Source organism: Microbacterium sp. LWH11-1.2 (assembly GCF_038397745.1).
Lineage (GTDB): Bacteria > Actinomycetota > Actinomycetes > Actinomycetales > Microbacteriaceae > Microbacterium.
This window is the reverse complement of record NZ_CP151636.1, coordinates 1,346,167-1,362,809: the sequence shown is the minus strand read 5'-3', so window position 1 is coordinate 1,362,809 and position 16,643 is coordinate 1,346,167. Positions and strand designations below refer to the sequence as shown.

Annotated in this window: 17 protein-coding genes; 8 read left to right on the top strand and 9 right to left on the bottom strand. The window is 68.7% G+C overall.

The features are described from left to right. Positions 1-9 precede the first annotated feature (9 nt). The 3 genes from MRBLWH11_RS06480 to MRBLWH11_RS06470 all read left to right on the top strand — a co-directional run bounded on the left by MRBLWH11_RS06480 (position 10) and on the right by MRBLWH11_RS06470 (position 3,340). Complete coding sequence (locus MRBLWH11_RS06480) at positions 10-2,142, top strand: heavy metal translocating P-type ATPase (protein WP_341947195.1); 2,133 nt, start codon at positions 10-12, stop codon at positions 2,140-2,142. A gap of 51 nt (positions 2,143-2,193) precedes the next feature. Continuing rightward, on the top strand, positions 2,194-2,655 hold the full coding sequence (locus MRBLWH11_RS06475; protein ID WP_341947194.1) for a DUF6153 family protein: 462 nt from the start codon (positions 2,194-2,196) through the stop codon (positions 2,653-2,655). Positions 2,656-2,740: 85 nt separating this feature from the next. Further along, positions 2,741-3,340, top strand: coding sequence for a DUF305 domain-containing protein (locus MRBLWH11_RS06470; protein WP_341947193.1), 600 nt, complete (start codon positions 2,741-2,743; stop codon positions 3,338-3,340). Positions 3,341-3,435: 95 nt separating this feature from the next. Here MRBLWH11_RS06470 and MRBLWH11_RS06465 read toward each other — a convergent pair whose 3' ends face one another. From MRBLWH11_RS06465 to MRBLWH11_RS06450, 4 genes are read right to left on the bottom strand one after another with little or no spacing between them, the layout of a single operon-like run. Further along, a complete protein-coding gene (locus MRBLWH11_RS06465; protein ID WP_341947192.1) occupies positions 3,436-3,810 on the bottom strand; it encodes a hypothetical protein in 375 nt (124 codons plus the stop codon). 19 nt (positions 3,811-3,829) lie between these two features. Next, a complete protein-coding gene (locus tag MRBLWH11_RS06460) occupies positions 3,830-4,831 on the bottom strand; it encodes an aldo/keto reductase (RefSeq protein ID WP_341947191.1) in 1,002 nt (333 codons plus the stop codon). 44 nt (positions 4,832-4,875) lie between these two features. Further along, positions 4,876-6,042, bottom strand: coding sequence for an aminotransferase class I/II-fold pyridoxal phosphate-dependent enzyme (locus MRBLWH11_RS06455; protein WP_341947190.1), 1,167 nt, complete (start codon positions 6,040-6,042; stop codon positions 4,876-4,878). Positions 6,043-6,098: 56 nt separating this feature from the next. Further along, entirely contained in the window at positions 6,099-6,929 is an 831-nt protein-coding gene (locus tag MRBLWH11_RS06450) for a hypothetical protein (RefSeq protein ID WP_341947189.1), read from the bottom strand. A 148-nt stretch (positions 6,930-7,077) separates the two neighbouring features. Here MRBLWH11_RS06450 and MRBLWH11_RS06445 point away from each other — a divergent pair, with 148 nt between their 5' ends. Further along, positions 7,078-7,299: a hypothetical protein gene (locus tag MRBLWH11_RS06445; protein WP_341947188.1), complete on the top strand. Its 222-nt coding sequence runs from the start codon at positions 7,078-7,080 to the stop codon at positions 7,297-7,299. Here the strand turns inward: MRBLWH11_RS06445 and MRBLWH11_RS06440 are convergent. Next, positions 7,296-7,757, bottom strand: a complete 462-nt coding sequence (locus MRBLWH11_RS06440) for a DUF4279 domain-containing protein (protein WP_341947187.1) — start codon at positions 7,755-7,757, stop codon at positions 7,296-7,298. The genes MRBLWH11_RS06445 and MRBLWH11_RS06440 overlap by 4 nt on opposite strands. A 155-nt stretch (positions 7,758-7,912) precedes the next feature. Between MRBLWH11_RS06440 and MRBLWH11_RS06435 the strand changes: the two genes are divergently transcribed. Further along, a complete protein-coding gene (locus MRBLWH11_RS06435) occupies positions 7,913-8,665 on the top strand; it encodes a hypothetical protein (RefSeq protein ID WP_341947186.1) in 753 nt (250 codons plus the stop codon). Between the two features lie 19 nt (positions 8,666-8,684). Here the strand turns inward: MRBLWH11_RS06435 and MRBLWH11_RS06430 are convergent, their stop codons facing one another. Genes MRBLWH11_RS06430 through MRBLWH11_RS06420 form a run of 3 tightly spaced genes read right to left on the bottom strand, consistent with a single transcriptional unit; the run spans position 8,685 to position 12,141 of the window. Beyond that, entirely contained in the window at positions 8,685-10,946 is a 2,262-nt protein-coding gene (locus MRBLWH11_RS06430) for a heavy metal translocating P-type ATPase (RefSeq protein ID WP_341947185.1), read from the bottom strand. Positions 10,947-10,993: 47 nt separating this feature from the next. Beyond that, a complete protein-coding gene (locus MRBLWH11_RS06425) occupies positions 10,994-11,932 on the bottom strand; it encodes a heavy-metal-associated domain-containing protein (RefSeq protein ID WP_341947184.1) in 939 nt (312 codons plus the stop codon). Next, a complete protein-coding gene (locus MRBLWH11_RS06420) occupies positions 11,929-12,141 on the bottom strand; it encodes a heavy-metal-associated domain-containing protein (protein WP_116633613.1) in 213 nt (70 codons plus the stop codon). Before MRBLWH11_RS06420 ends, MRBLWH11_RS06425 begins: the two co-directional genes overlap by 4 nt. A 152-nt stretch (positions 12,142-12,293) precedes the next feature. Here MRBLWH11_RS06420 and MRBLWH11_RS06415 point away from each other — a divergent pair, with 152 nt between their 5' ends. After that, positions 12,294-13,721 carry an MFS transporter gene (locus MRBLWH11_RS06415; protein WP_341947183.1) on the top strand — a complete coding sequence of 476 codons (1,428 nt, stop codon included), beginning with the start codon at positions 12,294-12,296 and terminating at the stop codon, positions 13,719-13,721. A 28-nt stretch (positions 13,722-13,749) separates the two neighbouring features. On the opposite strand, the gene soxR is transcribed toward MRBLWH11_RS06415, so the two are convergent. Next, a complete protein-coding gene (gene soxR / locus MRBLWH11_RS06410; RefSeq protein ID WP_116633612.1) occupies positions 13,750-14,190 on the bottom strand; it encodes a redox-sensitive transcriptional activator SoxR in 441 nt (146 codons plus the stop codon). 114 nt (positions 14,191-14,304) lie between these two features. Here soxR and MRBLWH11_RS06405 point away from each other — a divergent pair, with 114 nt between their 5' ends. Both MRBLWH11_RS06405 and MRBLWH11_RS06400 read left to right on the top strand, forming a co-directional pair. Next, the gene (locus tag MRBLWH11_RS06405) at positions 14,305-15,762 is read left to right on the top strand and encodes an MFS transporter (protein ID WP_341947182.1); all 1,458 of its coding nucleotides are present in this window, start codon (positions 14,305-14,307) and stop codon (positions 15,760-15,762) included. After that, on the top strand, positions 15,687-16,637 hold the full coding sequence (locus MRBLWH11_RS06400) for an NAD(P)-binding domain-containing protein (protein WP_341947810.1): 951 nt from the start codon (positions 15,687-15,689) through the stop codon (positions 16,635-16,637). The genes MRBLWH11_RS06405 and MRBLWH11_RS06400 overlap by 76 nt, the downstream gene beginning before the upstream one ends. Positions 16,638-16,643 lie beyond the last annotated feature (6 nt).

Here is a 16,643-nt window from a genome sequence, read left to right as displayed (position 1 = left end):
GGGTTTCCGATGAGCCAGCACGATGAGCACATCCATCACACGACACACGAAGATCACCGCACCGCGCCGACGGCGCATCATGACCACGCGGCGGTGAGCCACGACAGCGGCGACGCTCGTCACGATCACGCCGGCCACGGCGATCACGAGGGCCACGGTGGCCACGGTGGCCACGGTGAACACGTGGGCCGGTTCCGGCGGTTGTTCTGGATCATGCTGGTCATCGCGGTACCCGTTGTCGGGTTCTCGACGATGTTCTCGATGCTGCTCGGGTACACCTTGCCGGAGGCCGCGTGGATCGGCTGGGTGTCCCCGGTTCTCGGGACCGTCATGTACGTGTGGGGCGGGGCCCCGTTCCTCACCGGCGCGGTGAGTGAGCTTCGGGCGCGCAAGCCCGGAATGATGTTGCTGATCACCCTCGCGATCACGGTCGCGTTCCTCGCGTCCTGGGGCGCGAGCCTCGGGGTGCTCCATCATGAGCTGGACTTCTGGTGGGAGCTGGCGCTGCTGATCGTGATCATGCTGCTCGGTCACTGGATCGAGATGCGCTCCCTCGCCCAGACGACCTCAGCGTTGGATTCCCTGGCTGCGTTGCTGCCCGACGAGGCCGAGAGGATCGAGGGGGACACGACCGTCACGGTAACCCCGTCTGATCTGCAGGTGGGTGACGTGGTGGTGGTACGCCCCGGTGGGCGGGTGCCTGCGGATGGGCGGATTGTGCAGGGATCGGCCAGCATGGACGAGTCGATGATCACCGGAGAGTCCCGGCCCGTGCGCCGGAGTGACGGCGACCCGGTCATCGCCGGGACCGTCGCGACCGACTCGGGCGTGCGGGTCGAGATCACCGCGATCGGTGAGGACACCGCTCTCGCGGGGATCCGGAAGCTGGTGACCGAGGCGCAGAGCTCGTCTTCGCGCGCGCAGCGCCTCGCGGACAAGGCCGCGGGGTGGTTGTTCTGGTTCGCGCTCGGCGCTGCCGCGATCACCGCGATCGTCTGGACGGTCGTCGGGCTGCCGGACGCCGCGGTGATCCGCACGATCACCGTGCTGGTGATCGCCTGCCCGCACGCTCTCGGCCTGGCGATCCCGCTCGTCGTGTCGATCGCGACAGAGCGTGCCGCCCGTGGTGGCGTGCTGATCAAGGACCGCCTCGCGTTGGAGAGCATGCGCACCGTCGATACCGTCCTGTTCGACAAGACCGGCACCCTCACCAAGGGCACCCCTGCCGTGACGGCGATCAGCCCCGCCTCCGGGACCGATTCCGACCAGCTGCTGGCCTGGGCCGCGGCCGCGGAAGCCGACTCCGAGCACCCGCTCGCTCGCGCGATCGTGAGCGCGGCGAAGGAGAGGTCTCTCGCTCTCCCTGCCTCGTCCGACTTCGAATCCTCCCCCGCGGTGGGGGTCCGTGCACGGGTGGATGGACGCGTCGTGCAGGTCGGTGGCCCCTCCATGCTCGAACAGGGGCACGCCTCCGAGCTCGCGGTTGCCGACGAGTGGCGTGGTCAGGGTGCGATCATCCTCCACGTGCTCGTCGACGGTCAGGTCGCGGGCGCGCTGCGCTTGGCGGATGAGATCCGTTCCGAGTCGCGTCACGCGGTCGAAGCCCTCCATGAACGCGGCGTGCAGGTGGTCATGATCACCGGTGACGCCGACGCGGTAGCCGCCTCCGTCGCGGGCGCGCTCGGCATCGACCGATACTTCGCCGGGGTGCGACCGGAGGACAAGGTATCGAAGGTGAAGGCGCTTCAGGGCGAAGGGCGCAAGGTCGCGATGGTCGGAGACGGTGTCAACGACGCCCCTGCGCTCGCGCAGGCCGACGTCGGTATCGCGATCGGGGCGGGAACGGATGTCGCGATCGCCTCCGCGGGCGTCATCCTCGCCAGCGACGACCCCCGATCGGTGCTGTCGGTGATCGAACTGTCACGGGCCAGCTACCGGAAGATGAAGCAGAACCTCTGGTGGGCCGCCGGCTACAACCTGCTCTCCGTCCCGCTCGCGGCCGGAGCGCTCGCCCCCATCGGGTTCGTACTGCCGATGTCTGTGGGCGCGGTGCTGATGTCGCTGTCGACCATCGTCGTCGCGCTCAACGCGCAGCTGCTGCGCCGCCTGGATCTGCGGCCGGACGCCATCGCGGGCAGGTAGCAGAAGACCTGTCAGACACGAGACGTAGGCTGAGACGAACGGGAGGTGGGCATGTCTCTGATCGACGCAGGGCAACGAGTGCGGGGACAGCGCACGCTGACACACACCGTCCTGGCCGTCCTCGCGGTCGCCGTGGGGATCATCGCCGGACTGCTGGCGATGCACTCCTTCAACTCGCACGCGACGACTGTCGGCCACCACGACACCGTCGCCGTCAGCACCGATGCGGGAGTGTCCGAACGTCACCACGACACGTCCACAGCCGCCCAGCTGCCGGGCACGCCGACATCGGATGCGGGATGCGCGACGTGTGAAAGCGGGGACTCGATGACCTGGATGGCGTGCGTGCTCGCACTCCTGGTCGCCACCATCCTTCTCGGACGGAGCGGGCTCGGCTGGCGGCACACTCCGTTGGTCGCGATTCTCGCGTCCGTGACGACACGCTGGCCCGCCCGCGCTCACGCCCTCCCGCCACCGCCCTCTCTCACCGTTCTCTGCATCAGTCGCACGTGATGACGCCTTGCTCCGCTCTCGCGGGCAACGCACTCCCTGGCACCGGCACCAGCCGGGCCTCATCACCGACCCTTGGAGAACACTCATGAACACCCGACACACGGCGATCGCCGCACTCACCCTCACGGCCCTCCTCGCCCTCACCGGTTGCGCCGGCACCGCCGGCTCCGGCGACGGCATGCCGGGCATGGACCACGGCAGCAACCCCTCTGCATCCGCAGACGCAGCCGACGCGAACGACGCCGACATCATGTTCGCCAGCATGATGAAGGAGCACCACGCTCAGGCCATCGAGATGTCCGACATCCTTCTCAGCAAGGACGGCGTCGACGACCGCGTCCTCTCCCTCGCCGAAGAGATCAAGGCCGCTCAGGAGCCTGAGATCCGCAAGATGGACCAGTGGCTCGACGACTGGGGCGCCGACGTGGACAACATGGGCGGCATGGATCATGGCAACGGCATGATGTCGGACGAGGACATGCAGGCCCTCGAGGATGCGACGGGCGCTGAGGCCGGCCGCCTGTTCCTCGAGCAGATGATCCAGCACCACGAAGGTGCTGTCGACATGGCGCAGGACGAAGTCGACAACGGTCAGAACAGTGACGCCGTCGCACTCGCCGAGACGATCATCGAGTCGCAGACCACGGAGATCACGACGATGAAGGAGATCCTCGCCACTCTGTGATCCAGGAGGTGGGGTGCGGGACCCCCGCACCCCACCTCCTCGGCCTGTTGCGCGACACGACCTGCCATCGGCCTGAAGACGCCTTCGAGTCCGAGCTACGCCCGGTCCCACTCCGGCAACGGGTACTCGCTGACAGGCGGCGGCGTGGCCAGCACTGCGGCCAGCAGCCCCAGCACGAGGACCGCACTCAGCCCGACGACGACCCACACCGTGGCACGCCGGGCGCGCGTCGGGCGGTCGCCACCCAGCCCCACAAGCGCGGCGGACAGCAGGAGAACGAGCCACACCAGGAGCGAGACGACGCCCATCCCGATACCGATCGACCGCTCGGCGTCGTCCGCATCGGAGTACTCGATGACCGAGAGGCCTGGACCTGCCAAGGTGAGGCCGGAGAGCCCGAGCATGAAATCGCCGAAGAGTCCGACAAGCGTCGCTGCGATCGCGAGAAGGACAGTGCCGACGATCCGCACGGCCCCTCCTACTCCACGATCAGGCCGGCTTCGCGGCCAGCGGCTCGAGGCGGGCGATCTCTTCGTCGGTGAGCGGGGCGCCGTCGAGCGCGCGGAGCGAATCCTCCAGCTGGCGGACGCTCGAGGCCCCGATGAGGGCGCTCGTCACGGCCGGGTCGCGCAGCACCCACTGGATCGCGAGCTGGGCGAGCGTCTGACCGCGCGAGACGGCGATCTCGTTCAGGGCCTTCGCCCGATCGAGGTACGCCTCCGAGATGTTCGACTCGGTCATCCATCGTCCCGTCGCCGCGCGCGAGTCGCTCGGGATGCCCTTCAGGTAGCGATCCGTGAGCAGCCCCTGATCCAGCGGCGAGAACGCGATCGCACCGGCACCCAGTTCGGTCAGGGTGTCGAGCAGACCCAGCTCCTCGATGCGGCGGTCGAACATGTTGTACCGCGGCTGGTGGATCGTCAACGGCACACCCTCGGCGCGAAGTGCTGCGGCGGCCGCTCTGGTCTCCTCCGGCGTGTAGTAGTTCGAGATGCCGGCATACAGCGCCTTGCCCTGACGCACCGCGGTCGCGAGCGCGCCCATGGTCTCCTCGATCGGCGTCTCGGGATCGGGCCGGTGGGAGTAGTAGATGTCGACGTAGTCGAGTCCGAGTCGCTGCAGGGACTGATCCAGTGACGCGACCATGGTCTTGCGCGAGCCCCACTCGCCGAACGGCCCGTCCCACATCTGGTAGCCGGCCTTCGTCGAGATGATGAGCTCATCGCGGTAGGGCCGGAAGTCGAGCTGGTGGATGCGGCCGTAGTTCTGCTCCGCGCTCCCCGCCGGCGGGCCGTAGTTGTTGGCCAGGTCGAAGTGGAACACGCCCAGATCGAAGGCGCGGCGCAGGATCGCGCGCTGCGTCTCGAACGTGCGGTCCTCGCCGAAGTTGTTCCACAGGCCCAGCGACACGCGCGGCAGGATCAGACCGCTCCGCCCGGATCGCGCCGTCGTGATCGAGTCGTACCTGGTCGGCTCAGCGGTGTACGTCATCGTCCTGCTTTCTGGGGGAAGGATACGAGTCCACTATTCCAGTCTCAGCGCCTCGCCAGCGCGTCGGCCATGCGATCGACGGCCTGCTCGATGATCGGACGCGGGGTGGCGAAGACGAAGCGCATGAAGCCGACGCCGGCGGCACCCGTGGCGGAGCCGTCGGTGAGGGCGACGCCCGCGTTCTCGCGGAAGAACTCCGCGGGCTGCGCACCGAGATCGAGTGCTCTCGCGTCGAGCCACCCGATGTACGTGCCCTCGGGCTCGCGGTAGGCGATCTCAGGGATCCGCGCGGCGAGCGCCTCCCCGAGGAACCGCCGGTTTCCGTCGAGGTAGGTCGTGACGTCGGCGAGCCAGGCGCGATCGTCGCGATACGCGGCCGTGTTCGCGATGACGCCCAGGTTGCTCGCGCCGTGCGAGGCCATCATCCCGATCGGCTCCCAGATCGCGCGGTCCTCGTCGTTGGTGAGGATGATCTGCGCGGTCTTGAGCCCCGGAAGGTTCCAGGCCTTGGACGCGGATGTCGCGGTGACGGTGTGCGCCGCAGCGGCATCCGAGATCGACGCATACGGGGTGTGCGCCGCCGGGGCGTAGACGAGCGGCGCATGGATCTCGTCGGAGAACACCCGTCCGCCGTGACGCTCGACGACCTCGCTGACGGCGAGCAGCTCCTCACGGTCGAACACCCGACCGACCGGGTTGTAGGGATTGCAGAGGACGAGCAGATTCGCTCCGGCGCGGAACGCCGCGTCGATGCCGTCGAGATCGAGCGTGTAGCGGCCGTCGGTCACCGTCATCGGCACCTGGATCACCTCGCGTCCGGCCGCCGGCGGCACAGAGAGGAACGGCATGTAGGCCGGCGTCGGAACGATCACCGGAGAGCCGGGGCGCGAGAAGTGCTCCATCGCGAGCTCGAGGCCCTGGATCACGTCGGCGATCGGGTGGACGTCGGATGCCGGCACGGCCCAGCCGTACATGTCACGCAGCCAATCCGACGCGGCCGCCGACATCTCATCGGAGAGGGAGGCCGGCAGGTAGCCGAACAGGCCCTGATCGACAGCCGCGTGCAGCGCACGGGAGATGCCCGGAGCGACGCCGAAGTCCATCTCGGCGACGAAGGCGCCGACCGCGTCGGGGAACATCGACCACTTGAGCCCGCCGATGCGTCGAAGGTGCTCGACCTCGATGGAGTCGAAGGTGGAGGCGAGGGACATGCAGGCTCCTTGTGGTCGCGGTCGCAGAGGGGGGTCCCTCCATCTTCGCCCGGTTCTCAGGAGGTCGGCTCGGCTGCGATCATCTCGTCGTACCCCTCGACGTACGTCGGGTAGTCGAGGCTGCCGAGCACGGAGAGGAGCAGCGAGCCGTCATGCACCAGGCCGGTCGGCTCTGCGGACGGGTCGTCCGGCGGAGCGTCGACTCCGAGCCGGAGCGCGATGTGAGCGACGACGTCTCCCAGCGGCGCCGGAGCCTGATCGACAGCGTGCACGAGCGCCGGAGGCTCCGGCATCCGCACGAGCAGGTCGAGCGCGCGCACCAGATCCACCTCGTGGATGCGGTTCGTGCGGCGGCGGTGGTTCACGGGCTTGTGCTCGCGCACCTGCCGGAGCAGGAAGCCTCGGCCCGGACCGTAGATCCCGCTCGGCCGCACGACGACAGCCGAGAACAGCTCGATCGCCGCGCGCTCCCCGTCATACAGCCCGCGGGAGCGATCGGATGCCGGCACGGGCTCGTCCTGCTCGGTGATCGGGTGCTCGGATGCCGTCGCCTCGAAGACCCCTGTCGACGATACGAAGACGGTGCGTGCGGGAACGGCGGGCAGCGCGGCGCGGAGATGGCTCAGGGCTCTTCGGTAGCTGTCGACGCTGCCACCCGGCGGGAGGGTGATGACCATCGCGTCGACCGTCGGCAGCGGCTCGGTCAGGGGCGCGGAGAGGTCCGCCCGGATGCCGGACACGCCCTCCGGCAGCTCGCCTTCGCTGCGTCGCAGCGCGATCACCTCACCGCCGTCGGCGACGAGCCGGAGCGCGAGACGCCGACCGAGCTTGCCGAAGCCGACGAGGAGAGTGCGGCGGGGAGGCGCGAGCATGGCGGGAGAGGTCACGAACTCAATCTGTCACACCATCGTCAGGACGAGAGCGGCCGACGCGGCTCCGTAGTTCCACCGATGTGCGCGCTTCCCGGTCGGGGAAGACTGACGGCCGGACCCCTCCTCGCACGCGCGCGGAGGGCATGACCGAGAGGAACAGACCATGAAGAACATCAAGAAGCGTGCCGCGGGCGCTGGCGCCGTCGTCGCACTCGCCGCCGCGCTCCTCCTCGTGCCCGCCGGAGCCGCCAACGCGGCGAACAGCTACGTCTACCAGGGCTCCTGCGGCGCGGGCTGCTTCAAGTACAGCAACGGCTCCCAGAACGCCTACATGGACAGATGGATGGGAATGACCTTCCACCTGACCAGTCAGGTGCCGTACTAGACCTGACTTTCACGGTCTGATTCGAGTTCGGGCTCCGCGCTGGATAGGTACGCGGTGCCCACCAGGTCGCACCCGAGAGCTGCGAGCCCGACGAGGAGCTCGGCGTCCATCACGAAACCACCCTGCGAACTGTCGGAGGATCCGTACCACCGGATCACCGTGTCGCACGCCGGCCGGAGAGTGCGTAGAACCTCTGCCTTGCGCTCGATCGAGCGGACCAGCGCCCTGAGCGACCGGAACGCATCGGGATCGTCGACGGAATCCGGCGCATCGAGATGCCATCCCGCCTGTTGGTACGTCAGATACTGCGGCTTGAGCAGGCGCCCCGCACGCCCCGACGGCGTCAGATCGCCCTGTTCATACGTCTTGCTGGGGACGATCCCGAGAGCTGTGGTGATCTCCACCGCAGTCATCTCGGTGCTGTAGATCGAAAGGGTCGCCCGGCCGTCGGTGATCATCCGCACAGAGTAGCGCGACGGTGTGACGGCTCGCCTAAGCGCGCACTCCCCTCGAAACGGGTGAAGCCGCCGTGTTCGACGAACTACGGCGGCTTCCGAAACCCATACTCAACCCGAAGGTTGGGGGAATATGCCTCCAGTGTAGCGTTCTGCCTGTGATCCCTCAACCCACGTTGGACGAGCAACAAGCGCTCATTCGGAGTCTCGCGCCCCAACGGCTTCGACGGTTCAGGGCCGCCACGAACGGTGATCGCGCTGCGGTCGCGCTCTACCTTCTGGACTCGCAGATCGCCTCACATCTGCACGCGACGCTTCGGCTGGTGGAGGTGGCTCTCCGAGAGCACCTCCACCGCGCAATGACCTCAGCGTTCGACGAACGCTGGTTCGCTTCTCAGCGTCACCGCTTCGACGAAGATCTCTGCGAGAAGGTCGACGAAGCTCTGGAGAAGGTCGGCGAAAGCGCTCCGGCGGGAAAGGTAGTGGCGCAGTTGATGCTCGGCACCTGGGTATCGCTGCTGGGTCGCGGAGATCGAAAGGACGACGGGACCAAGGCGAGATTCCAAACCAGCATCTGGGAGCCGGCTCTCCAGGCTGCGTTCGATGGCATCGAGCGCAAGACGCTACACCGCGCCGCGATGAGCCTGAACTGGGCCCGAAACCGCATCAATCACTGCGAACCGGTTATCTTCGGTTTCCCCCAACCAGGACTTGGCACTCCCGGCGTGCAACTACGACGCGCCCCGCATCTGGTGTTGGAGGATGCGAGAACGTTCGCGAGCTATCTCGATGCGGACCTCGAGCAGTGGCTAAGACGGTGGACCGAGATCGACACGCTCCTGGACGATGCACTCGTACGAACTGCGCTTGACCACATCGCCGAGGAAAAATCGGTCCACCTCCAACGCTGACAACAGCATCGAAGCTCGCTCAGCTCCGCGCGACGCTCCTGAACCCGCGCAGGCGCAGGCTGTTTCCGACGACGAAGACACTGGAGAGCGCCATCGCCGCGCCCGCGAGCATCGGGTTCAGCATCCCGAGGGCCGCGACGGGGATCGCCGCGACGTTGTACGCGAACGCCCAGAACAGGTTCGTCTTGATGGTTCCGAGCGTCTTCCGGGACAGGCGGATCGCGTCGACGGCGCTGCGCAGGTCACCCCGCACGAGCGTGATGTCGGATGCCTCGATCGCGACATCCGCCCCGGTTCCCATCGCCAGGCCGAGGTCGGCCTGCGCGAGGGCGGGGGCGTCATTGACACCGTCGCCGATCATCGCGACGACCTTGCCCTCGCTCTGAAGGCGGCGGACGACGTCGACCTTGTCGGCAGGGAGCACCTCGGCGATGACCTCGTCGATGCCCACCTCGGTGGCGATCTGCCGCGCGACCGCCTCGTTGTCTCCGGTGAGCAGGACCGGGGTCAGACCCAGTTCCTTGAACCTCGCGATCGCCTCGGCACTGGTCGGCTTCACGGTGTCGGCAACGACGAGGATGCCGCGAGCCTGGCCGTCCCACCCCACGGCCACGACGGTCTTGCCCTGGCTCTCGGCATCCGCCTTCGCCTGCGCGATCTCCGGGCTCAGGTGCTGCGACCACTCCGCCAGCAGGGACGCCCTCCCCACGAGCACCGCGTGCCCGTCGACGACTCCCTGCACACCCTTGCCCTCGATGTTCGCGAAGTCCTCGGGTGCTGCCAGCGCCCCGACCTCCTGGGTCGCGGCCTTGGCGATGGCCTGCGCGATGGGGTGCTCCGAGGCATCCTCCAGGGCGCCGGCCAACCGCAGCAGCTCAGCGCGGTCCACGCCCGTCTCGACGACGACATCGACCATCGTCATCTTCCCGCTGGTGACGGTCCCCGTCTTGTCGAGCACGACGGTGTCGACCATGCGAGTGGATTCCAGAACCTCCGGGCCCTTGATGAGGATGCCCATCTGCGCGCCGCGACCGGTTCCGACCAGCAGCGCCGTCGGCGTCGCCAGCCCCAGGGCGCACGGGCACGCGATCACGAGCACGGCGACCGCTGCGGTGAACGCCGCCGTCACCGGGAAGCCGGCTCCCAACCAGCCCCCGAGTGCCGCGACCGCGATGACGATCACGATCGGCACGAAGATCCCGGAGATCCGGTCGGCGAGGCGCTGCACCTCGGCCTTGCCGGTCTGCGCGTCTTCGACGAGCCGGGCCATCTGCGCCAGCTGCGTGTCGGACCCGATCCGTGTCGCCCGCACCACGAGCCGTCCCCCGACGTTCGTGGTGGCACCGGTGACCGCGTCCCCCGACGCGACCTCGACGGGAACGGACTCCCCGGTGAGCATGGAGGCGTCGACAGCCGAGGTGCCGGACACCACGACGCCGTCGGTGGCGATCTTCTCGCCGGGACGCACGATGAACTCATCGCCGACGCGGAGGTCCTCGACGGGGATCCTGCCCTCGATTCCGTCGCGCACGATCGAGACGTCCTTGGCGCCGAGCTCGAGCAGCGCGCGCAGCGCGGCCCCCGCCTGCTTCTTCGAGCGCTTCTCGAAGTAGCGCCCGGCGAGGATGAACATCGTCACGCCCGCGCCGACCTCGAGGTAGATGTTCGCGGCGCCGTCCGATGGCGCCAGCGCGAACTCGAACGGGTGCGTCATCCCCGGGGTTCCCGCCGTGCCGAAGAACAGCGCGTACAGCGACCAGAGGAACGCGGCCGAGGTGCCCATCGAGATGAGCGTGTCCATCGTCGCCGCGCCATGGCGCAGGTTCATCCATGCGGCGCGGTGGAACGGCCATGCCGCCCAGACGATCACCGGTGCGGCGAGCGCGAGCGACGCCCACTGCCAGTAGGTGAACTGCAGAGCGGGGATCATCGCCATCGCGATGACCGGCACCGTCAGCACGATCGACCCGATCAGTCGGTTGCGCAGCGAGCGCAGCTCCGGATCCGAGTCATCGACGTCGCCGACCGTCTTCCTCTCACCCTTGGGCGCGGGCAGGACGGCCGTGTAGCCGGTCTTCTCGACCTCGGCGATCAGGGCGGCGGGGTCGTACCCCTCCGGCACCGTGACCTTCGCCTTCTCGGTCGCGTAGTTCACGGTCGCCGTGACGCCGTCGAGCTTGTTGAGCTTCTTCTCGATCCGCATCGCGCAGGAGGCGCACGTCATCCCGCCGATCTCCAGCTCGACGCCGGATCCGGCCGCCTGGGGCACTGAGGTGCTCATCGTGCTCTTTCCTTCTTCTCGATACGGATGCTGATGCGGGTGCGACGTCAGTGCGAGTCGCCGGTGTGGGACTCGCCATCGCCGTGCGCCGCGTCGACGACGAACTCGGCCGTGCGGACGACACCGTCGACCTGGAAGTCCAGGTACAGCAGATAGCGTCCCGCGGTCGGGGCCTCGGCGAAGAACACGATCGCAGGTCCCGCGGTGTCGCCGGCCGCGGGCTCGTCGCCCTCGGCGTGCACGTGCAGGAAGGCGAGGTCGCCCTCGCGCAGGGCGACGAGGTGGCCGAACGCTCCCAGATACGGCTCCAAGGTCGTGACGGGCTCGCCGTCACGCGCGATGGTGATGGTCAGTTCGCTCGCGGACCCTGCGACCACGTCTCCTTCGAGGGAGACGGTGAAGCCGTCGACCTCGGAGACCAGGCTCGGCTGCGTCTCGACGGGAACGAACTCGCCCGCCACCTGGACGGTGCGCGAGAGTGTGAGGTTCGCTGCGTCCGCGCCGCCCGGCGTGAAGTCGGCGAACACGCGATAGGTTCCTGCGGCCGCCCACTCCCACGGGAGCGACCACGTGCCCGTGGCCTCGTCGAGCACCGGGTGCACATGCTGGAACCCGCTGCCGTCCGATCGGGCGACGATCAGGTGCAGGTCCTTGTCGTGCGCGGTCGTGTACGCCGTCACGGGTTCGCCGGCGGCATCCTGGATCCAGAAGCTCAGCTCCCCGGCCTCGCCGACGACCGTCGGCGCTTCGATCGGCGACAGCACGTAGCCGTCGATGCTGAGCGCGAGGCCCTTCAGAGCCGTGGCGACGGCCGTCGATGCCGTCTCCCCGGACTCGTGTCCCTCGTCATGCCCGTTCATCTCGCTTCCCTTCTGCCATCCGGCGACCACGTCGTCGGGAACCACCGCTGCGGCGATGCCGAAGGCACCGCCGAAGGCGGCGATCAGTCCGAGCCCGTACAGGGCGAGACGTGCGCCGGTCTTCATGACGCCCGTACCGCCGAGTAGCCGGCCTCCTTGACCGCCGCGAGGATCTGCGCGTCGTCGATCGCGTCCGAGGCGGTGACCTCCAGCAACCCGGTCTTCGCGCTCACCTGGATGCCCTCGACGCCGGCGATCTGTCCGACCTCTTCGCGCACCGACATCTCGCAGTGCCCGCACGTCATGCCCGTCACCTGGTACTCGTTCGTCGCCATGTCCTCATCCTCATCTCCGTGGATACCCGGGCTGGGTATCTGTCTCAACCGTATACCCCACCTGGGTATTCCGCCAGTTCGACTCGAATACCCCACGGGGGTATATGCTACCTCTCGCCCGACCACCGGGCTCACCCGTCAGGAGGAATCACATGTCCCATCCGCCCCTCGCACCGGCGAAGCGCTGGCTCGGCCTGGTGCTGATAGCCACGGCGCAGTTCGTCGTCATCATGGACACCTCGATCATCGGCGTCGCCCTTCCCGACATCCAACGCGAGCTCGGCTTCACCCCGGAGTCGCTCTCGTGGGTCTTCAACGCCTACGTGGTCGCCTTCGGCGGCCTGCTCCTCCTCGGCGGTCGTCTCGCCGACGTCTTCGGCGCCCGCAAGATCTTCGTGCTCGGCTGGATCGTCCTGATCGCCGGGTCGATCCTCGCGGGAGCCGCCGGGACCATCGGGCTCGAGATCACCGGTCGCGCCATCCAGGGGGCCGGTTCCGCACTCATCGCCCCCGCCGCGCTGACCCTGCTGATGATGCTCTTCGGCGGCACCCCCGACCTGCCCAAGGCGTTCGCCGTGTACGGCGCTGCGGCCCCGATCGGCGGAACGGCCGGGGTCTTCCTCGGCGGCGTTCTCACCGAATACGTGAGCTGGCCGTGGGTGTTCTACGTCACCGTCCCGATAGCGCTGTTCGTGCTCGCGTTCACGGCGACCTCGCTCCCCCGGACCGTCCGCAAGCCGTCGGGATCGATCGACATCGTCGGCGCGCTCACCGTGACCGGCGGGCTCGCCGCCGTCGTCTACGCCGTGGTCAACGCGCCGGAGGTCGGCTGGCTCACCTGGTCCACGCTGGGCCTTCTGACAGGAGGCATCGTGCTGCTGGCGATCTTCTTCCTCATCCAGGTCCGGAGCAGAAACCCGCTCCTTCGACTCGGCCTGCTGCGCGCTCCGATGCTCGGAGCAGCCAACGGCGCACAGCTGCTGCTGGGCGCGGCCTGGGTCTCGATGTGGTTCTTCCTGAACCTGTACCTGCAGCAGGTGCTCGGCGCGAGCGCCTTCGCCGCCGGCGCCGCGCTCCTGCCGATGACCGGCCTGGTCGTCCTTGCGATGGTCGCGCTCGCACCACGGCTGCAGGAGAGGTTCGGCGCGAAGGCGCTGATCGTCAGCGGCCTCCTCCTCCTGGCGGCGGGGCTCGCATGGCTCGCCTTCGTCCGTCCGGACGGCACCTACGCGGTCGACGTGCTGCCCGCCTCGCTCGTGGCCGCTCTCGGCATGTCGCTGGCCTTCGTCCCCTCGCTCGGCACCGCCATCAACGCCGCACCGCCGGCGGAGACGGGCGTGGCTTCCGGGCTCGTGAGCACCAACTACCAGATCGGTTCCGCACTCGGACTCGCCGTCCTCACGGCCGTCGTCTCCGGTGCCTCCGGCACAGATCCGTCTCGCGTGGAACTGACCCAGGGGTACTCCGCCGCCTTCATCGGCGCGGCGCTCCTCGCCGTGATCGGAGCCGTGGTCACGGCCATGGCGATGAGAAGGCCGCGGGTGTCCACGCACGCGGCGGCCCACTCCGTCCAGGCCTAGACGCCGGCATCCCCAGGCCGGGCCCGCGTCAGATGCGACGCGGCCCCGGCCCGTCGACGCCGAGCGCGTCCTCCGGGTTGAGCAGCCGGCACGCCTTGAGCGAGAGGCACCCGCACCCGATGCAGCCGGTGAGCTCGCGCTGCAGATGGTCGAGCTGCGTGCGCCGCAGCTCGAGCTGCGTGCGCCAGAGCTTCGCGACCCGCTGCCAGTCGCGCTGCGAGGGCGGGTCGTCGAGCGGCAGGCTCTCGAAGACGTCCTGCACATCGCTCAACGGGATGCCGAGCCGCTTCGCCACGACGATCAGAGAGACGCGCCGCAGCATGTGGCGGCGATACCGGCGCTGATTCCCCGGGGTGCGCGTCGAGGCGATGAGGCCGAGCTGCTCGTAGAAGTGCAGAGCGGATGCCGGCACGCCGGTGCGCTGCGTGACCTCGCCGATGGCGAGCAGATCATCGGGTTCCAGAGACATCTCGACCTTCCCTTGACCTCAACCTTACTTGAGGTCATACGGTGACGAAAGGTCGCCGGCAATCGGCGCCGCGGAGGCCCATCGCCTCCCTCCGACGCCGAGAAGGAACGATCGATGACGCAGACCTCAGACAAGACCGCGGCCGGCGGCACCTGGCGCGAGCTGCTCGGCAGCCGCTACGCCCCCGTCGCCTCCGTGCTCGCCGGTGGAGTGCTGCTCGAGGCGAGCAACGTGTACCTCACGACGAGCCTCCTCCCCACGATCGTCGGCGACATCGGCGGAGCCGAGTTCTACGCGTGGACCATGATGACCTTCCTGCTGGCCTCGGTGGTCAGCTCGATGCTGGTGAGCAGGATCCTCACACAGCAGGGCGCCGTACGGGCCTACCTGCTGGCGCTGGGACTGTTCGCGCTCGGTTCGCTGCTGTGCGCGGCGAGCCCGTGGATGTCGGCGCTGCTCTTCGGTCGCGCGGTGCAGGGTCTCGGCGGCGGACTGCTGGCCGGCCTCGGCTATGCCCTCATCCAGCGGGCACTGCCCGAGCGCCTGTGGGCACGGGGGGCCGCACTGGTGTCGGCGATGTGGGGCGTCGGCAACATCGTCGGCCCGGTGGTCGGGGGCGTCTTCGCGCAGCTGGATGCCTGGCGCGTCACCTTCATCGGGCTCGCCGTCGTCGCCGCACTCATCGGGATCGTCGTGGTCCGTGCACTGCCGAGGACGGCGCGGGCCCGCTCCAGCGAGTCGATCCCCTGGCTCTCGCTCGTCCTCCTGTCCGGCGGGGTCGCCGCCGTCGGGATCGCGAGCGTGGTCCCGGCCGGTCTCGCCACGGCAGCCGCCCTCGTCGTCGGTGTGGTCCTCGGCCTGTGGTTCCTGCGTCACGAGAAGCGCGGCAGCCGCGGCATCCTCCCCCGCGTGACGTTCGCCCACGGCTCCTCGCTCGGCTGGGTCTACCTCACCGTCGCCGTGCTGGCCTTCGCGATCGGCACCGAGGCGTTCATCCCGCTGTTCGGCCAGGAGATCGGCGGGCTGGCGCCGTTCGTCGCCGGCTTCCTGGGAGCGGCTCTCTCGCTCGGCTGGTCGATCACGCAGATCTTCACGTCCAACGCGTCCGGCATCCGATCCCGGCGCGCGCTCATCGTCCTCGGCCCGCCGGTGGTCGCGATCGGCCTCGCGGCCTACGGTCTGCTCCAGCACGAGGGACCGTCGACCCTCGTCATCGTGCTGTGGTTCCTGACGCTGTTCGTCGCGGGCGCCGGAATCGGTCTGGGCTTCCCGCATCTGACGGTCGCAGCGCTCGGCAGCACGTCGGGCGAGGAGGAGGGCGCCAAGGCGGCGGCCGCGGTGAACACCGTGTTCATCATCGCGAGCGCGTTCAGCGCGGCGATGGCCGGAGTGCTCGTCAACCTCGCCATGCCCGACATCGTCGGATCGGCGCGGCTGCTCATGCTGGCGTTCGCCGGCGTCACCGTGATCGGGGTCTTCATCGCTCGCGGCGCGAGCTGGGGCATCGGGCTGAGGTCCGACGACGAGCAGTCGACCGACGCGACCACGAACGGAGGGAGAACGACATCATGACGACGAACAGCCAGGTCACGGTGATCGGTCTCGGGAACATGGGGTCCGCGATCGCGAAGACCCTCCTCGATCGCGGGTACCGCACGACGGTCTGGAACCGCACGGCGAGCAGGGCCGACCCCCTGGCCGCGGCGGGTGCCGCGGTGGCGAAGACCGCGTCGGATGCCGTCGCAGCGAGCCCGCTCGTCATCTTGTGCCTGCTCGACAGCACCGCCGTCGATGCGGTGCGGGAGACGATCGCGGGCGCCGTCGCAGGGCGCGTGCTCGTGAACGTCACCAGCGGCTCGCCCGCTCAGGCGCGCAGCATCGCGGAGTGGGCGCACGGACAGGGCGCGACGTACGTCGACGGCGGGCTCATGGGCGACCCGCCGTACATCGGCACCCCGACCATGTTGCTCTCGTTCAGCGGCGACCGCGACGCCTGGGAGGCGCACCGACCGATGCTGGAGCAGCTCGGCACCGTCGCCTACTACGGCGAGGACCCGGGGCTCGCCGGGGTGGAGTTCATGGCACAGGTGGCGGTCGGCTACGAGTTCCTCATCGGGCTCCTGCACACCTTCGACCTCGTGCGAGCGGAAGGCGTCGACGTCGCCGCCTTCGCGGAGAGAGTCGCCGGCTCGATCGGCGGCTACGCACCGCTCGTGAATGCCTTCGGCGCCGCGGTCGCGAGCGGCGAGTACGGACCGGACCTCGGCTCGCTCGACGTGCAGGCCGCCCTGATGGACGATCTGATCAGCCATCGCGACTCCCTCGGCGTCGACGCCGTGCGGATGCGGGAGGTCAAGCGGCTGATGGATCGGCGCATCGCCGACGGCCACGGCGATCAGGGCTTCTCGAGCCTGTTCGAGGTGCTCGGAGAGGAGAGGGCGGAATGACTCACG

Excerpts from the sequence above, each read along its gene's own strand:
- MRBLWH11_RS06480 (WP_341947195.1), top strand. The coding sequence starts at position 10 with ATGAGCCAGCACGATGAGCACATCCATCACACGACACACGAAGATCAC.
- MRBLWH11_RS06475 (WP_341947194.1), top strand. The coding sequence starts at position 2,194 with ATGTCTCTGATCGACGCAGGGCAACGAGTGCGGGGACAGCGCACGCTG.
- MRBLWH11_RS06470 (WP_341947193.1), top strand. The coding sequence starts at position 2,741 with ATGAACACCCGACACACGGCGATCGCCGCACTCACCCTCACGGCCCTC.
- MRBLWH11_RS06460 (WP_341947191.1), bottom strand. The coding sequence starts at position 4,831 with ATGACGTACACCGCTGAGCCGACCAGGTACGACTCGATCACGACGGCG.
- MRBLWH11_RS06455 (WP_341947190.1), bottom strand. The coding sequence starts at position 6,042 with ATGTCCCTCGCCTCCACCTTCGACTCCATCGAGGTCGAGCACCTTCGA.
- MRBLWH11_RS06445 (WP_341947188.1), top strand. The coding sequence starts at position 7,078 with ATGAAGAACATCAAGAAGCGTGCCGCGGGCGCTGGCGCCGTCGTCGCA.
- MRBLWH11_RS06440 (WP_341947187.1), bottom strand. The coding sequence starts at position 7,757 with ATGATCACCGACGGCCGGGCGACCCTTTCGATCTACAGCACCGAGATG.
- MRBLWH11_RS06430 (WP_341947185.1), bottom strand. The coding sequence starts at position 10,946 with ATGAGCACCTCAGTGCCCCAGGCGGCCGGATCCGGCGTCGAGCTGGAG.
- MRBLWH11_RS06425 (WP_341947184.1), bottom strand. The coding sequence starts at position 11,932 with ATGAAGACCGGCGCACGTCTCGCCCTGTACGGGCTCGGACTGATCGCC.
- MRBLWH11_RS06420 (WP_116633613.1), bottom strand. The coding sequence starts at position 12,141 with ATGGCGACGAACGAGTACCAGGTGACGGGCATGACGTGCGGGCACTGC.
- MRBLWH11_RS06415 (WP_341947183.1), top strand. The coding sequence starts at position 12,294 with ATGTCCCATCCGCCCCTCGCACCGGCGAAGCGCTGGCTCGGCCTGGTG.
- soxR (WP_116633612.1), bottom strand. The coding sequence starts at position 14,190 with ATGTCTCTGGAACCCGATGATCTGCTCGCCATCGGCGAGGTCACGCAG.
- MRBLWH11_RS06405 (WP_341947182.1), top strand. The coding sequence starts at position 14,305 with ATGACGCAGACCTCAGACAAGACCGCGGCCGGCGGCACCTGGCGCGAG.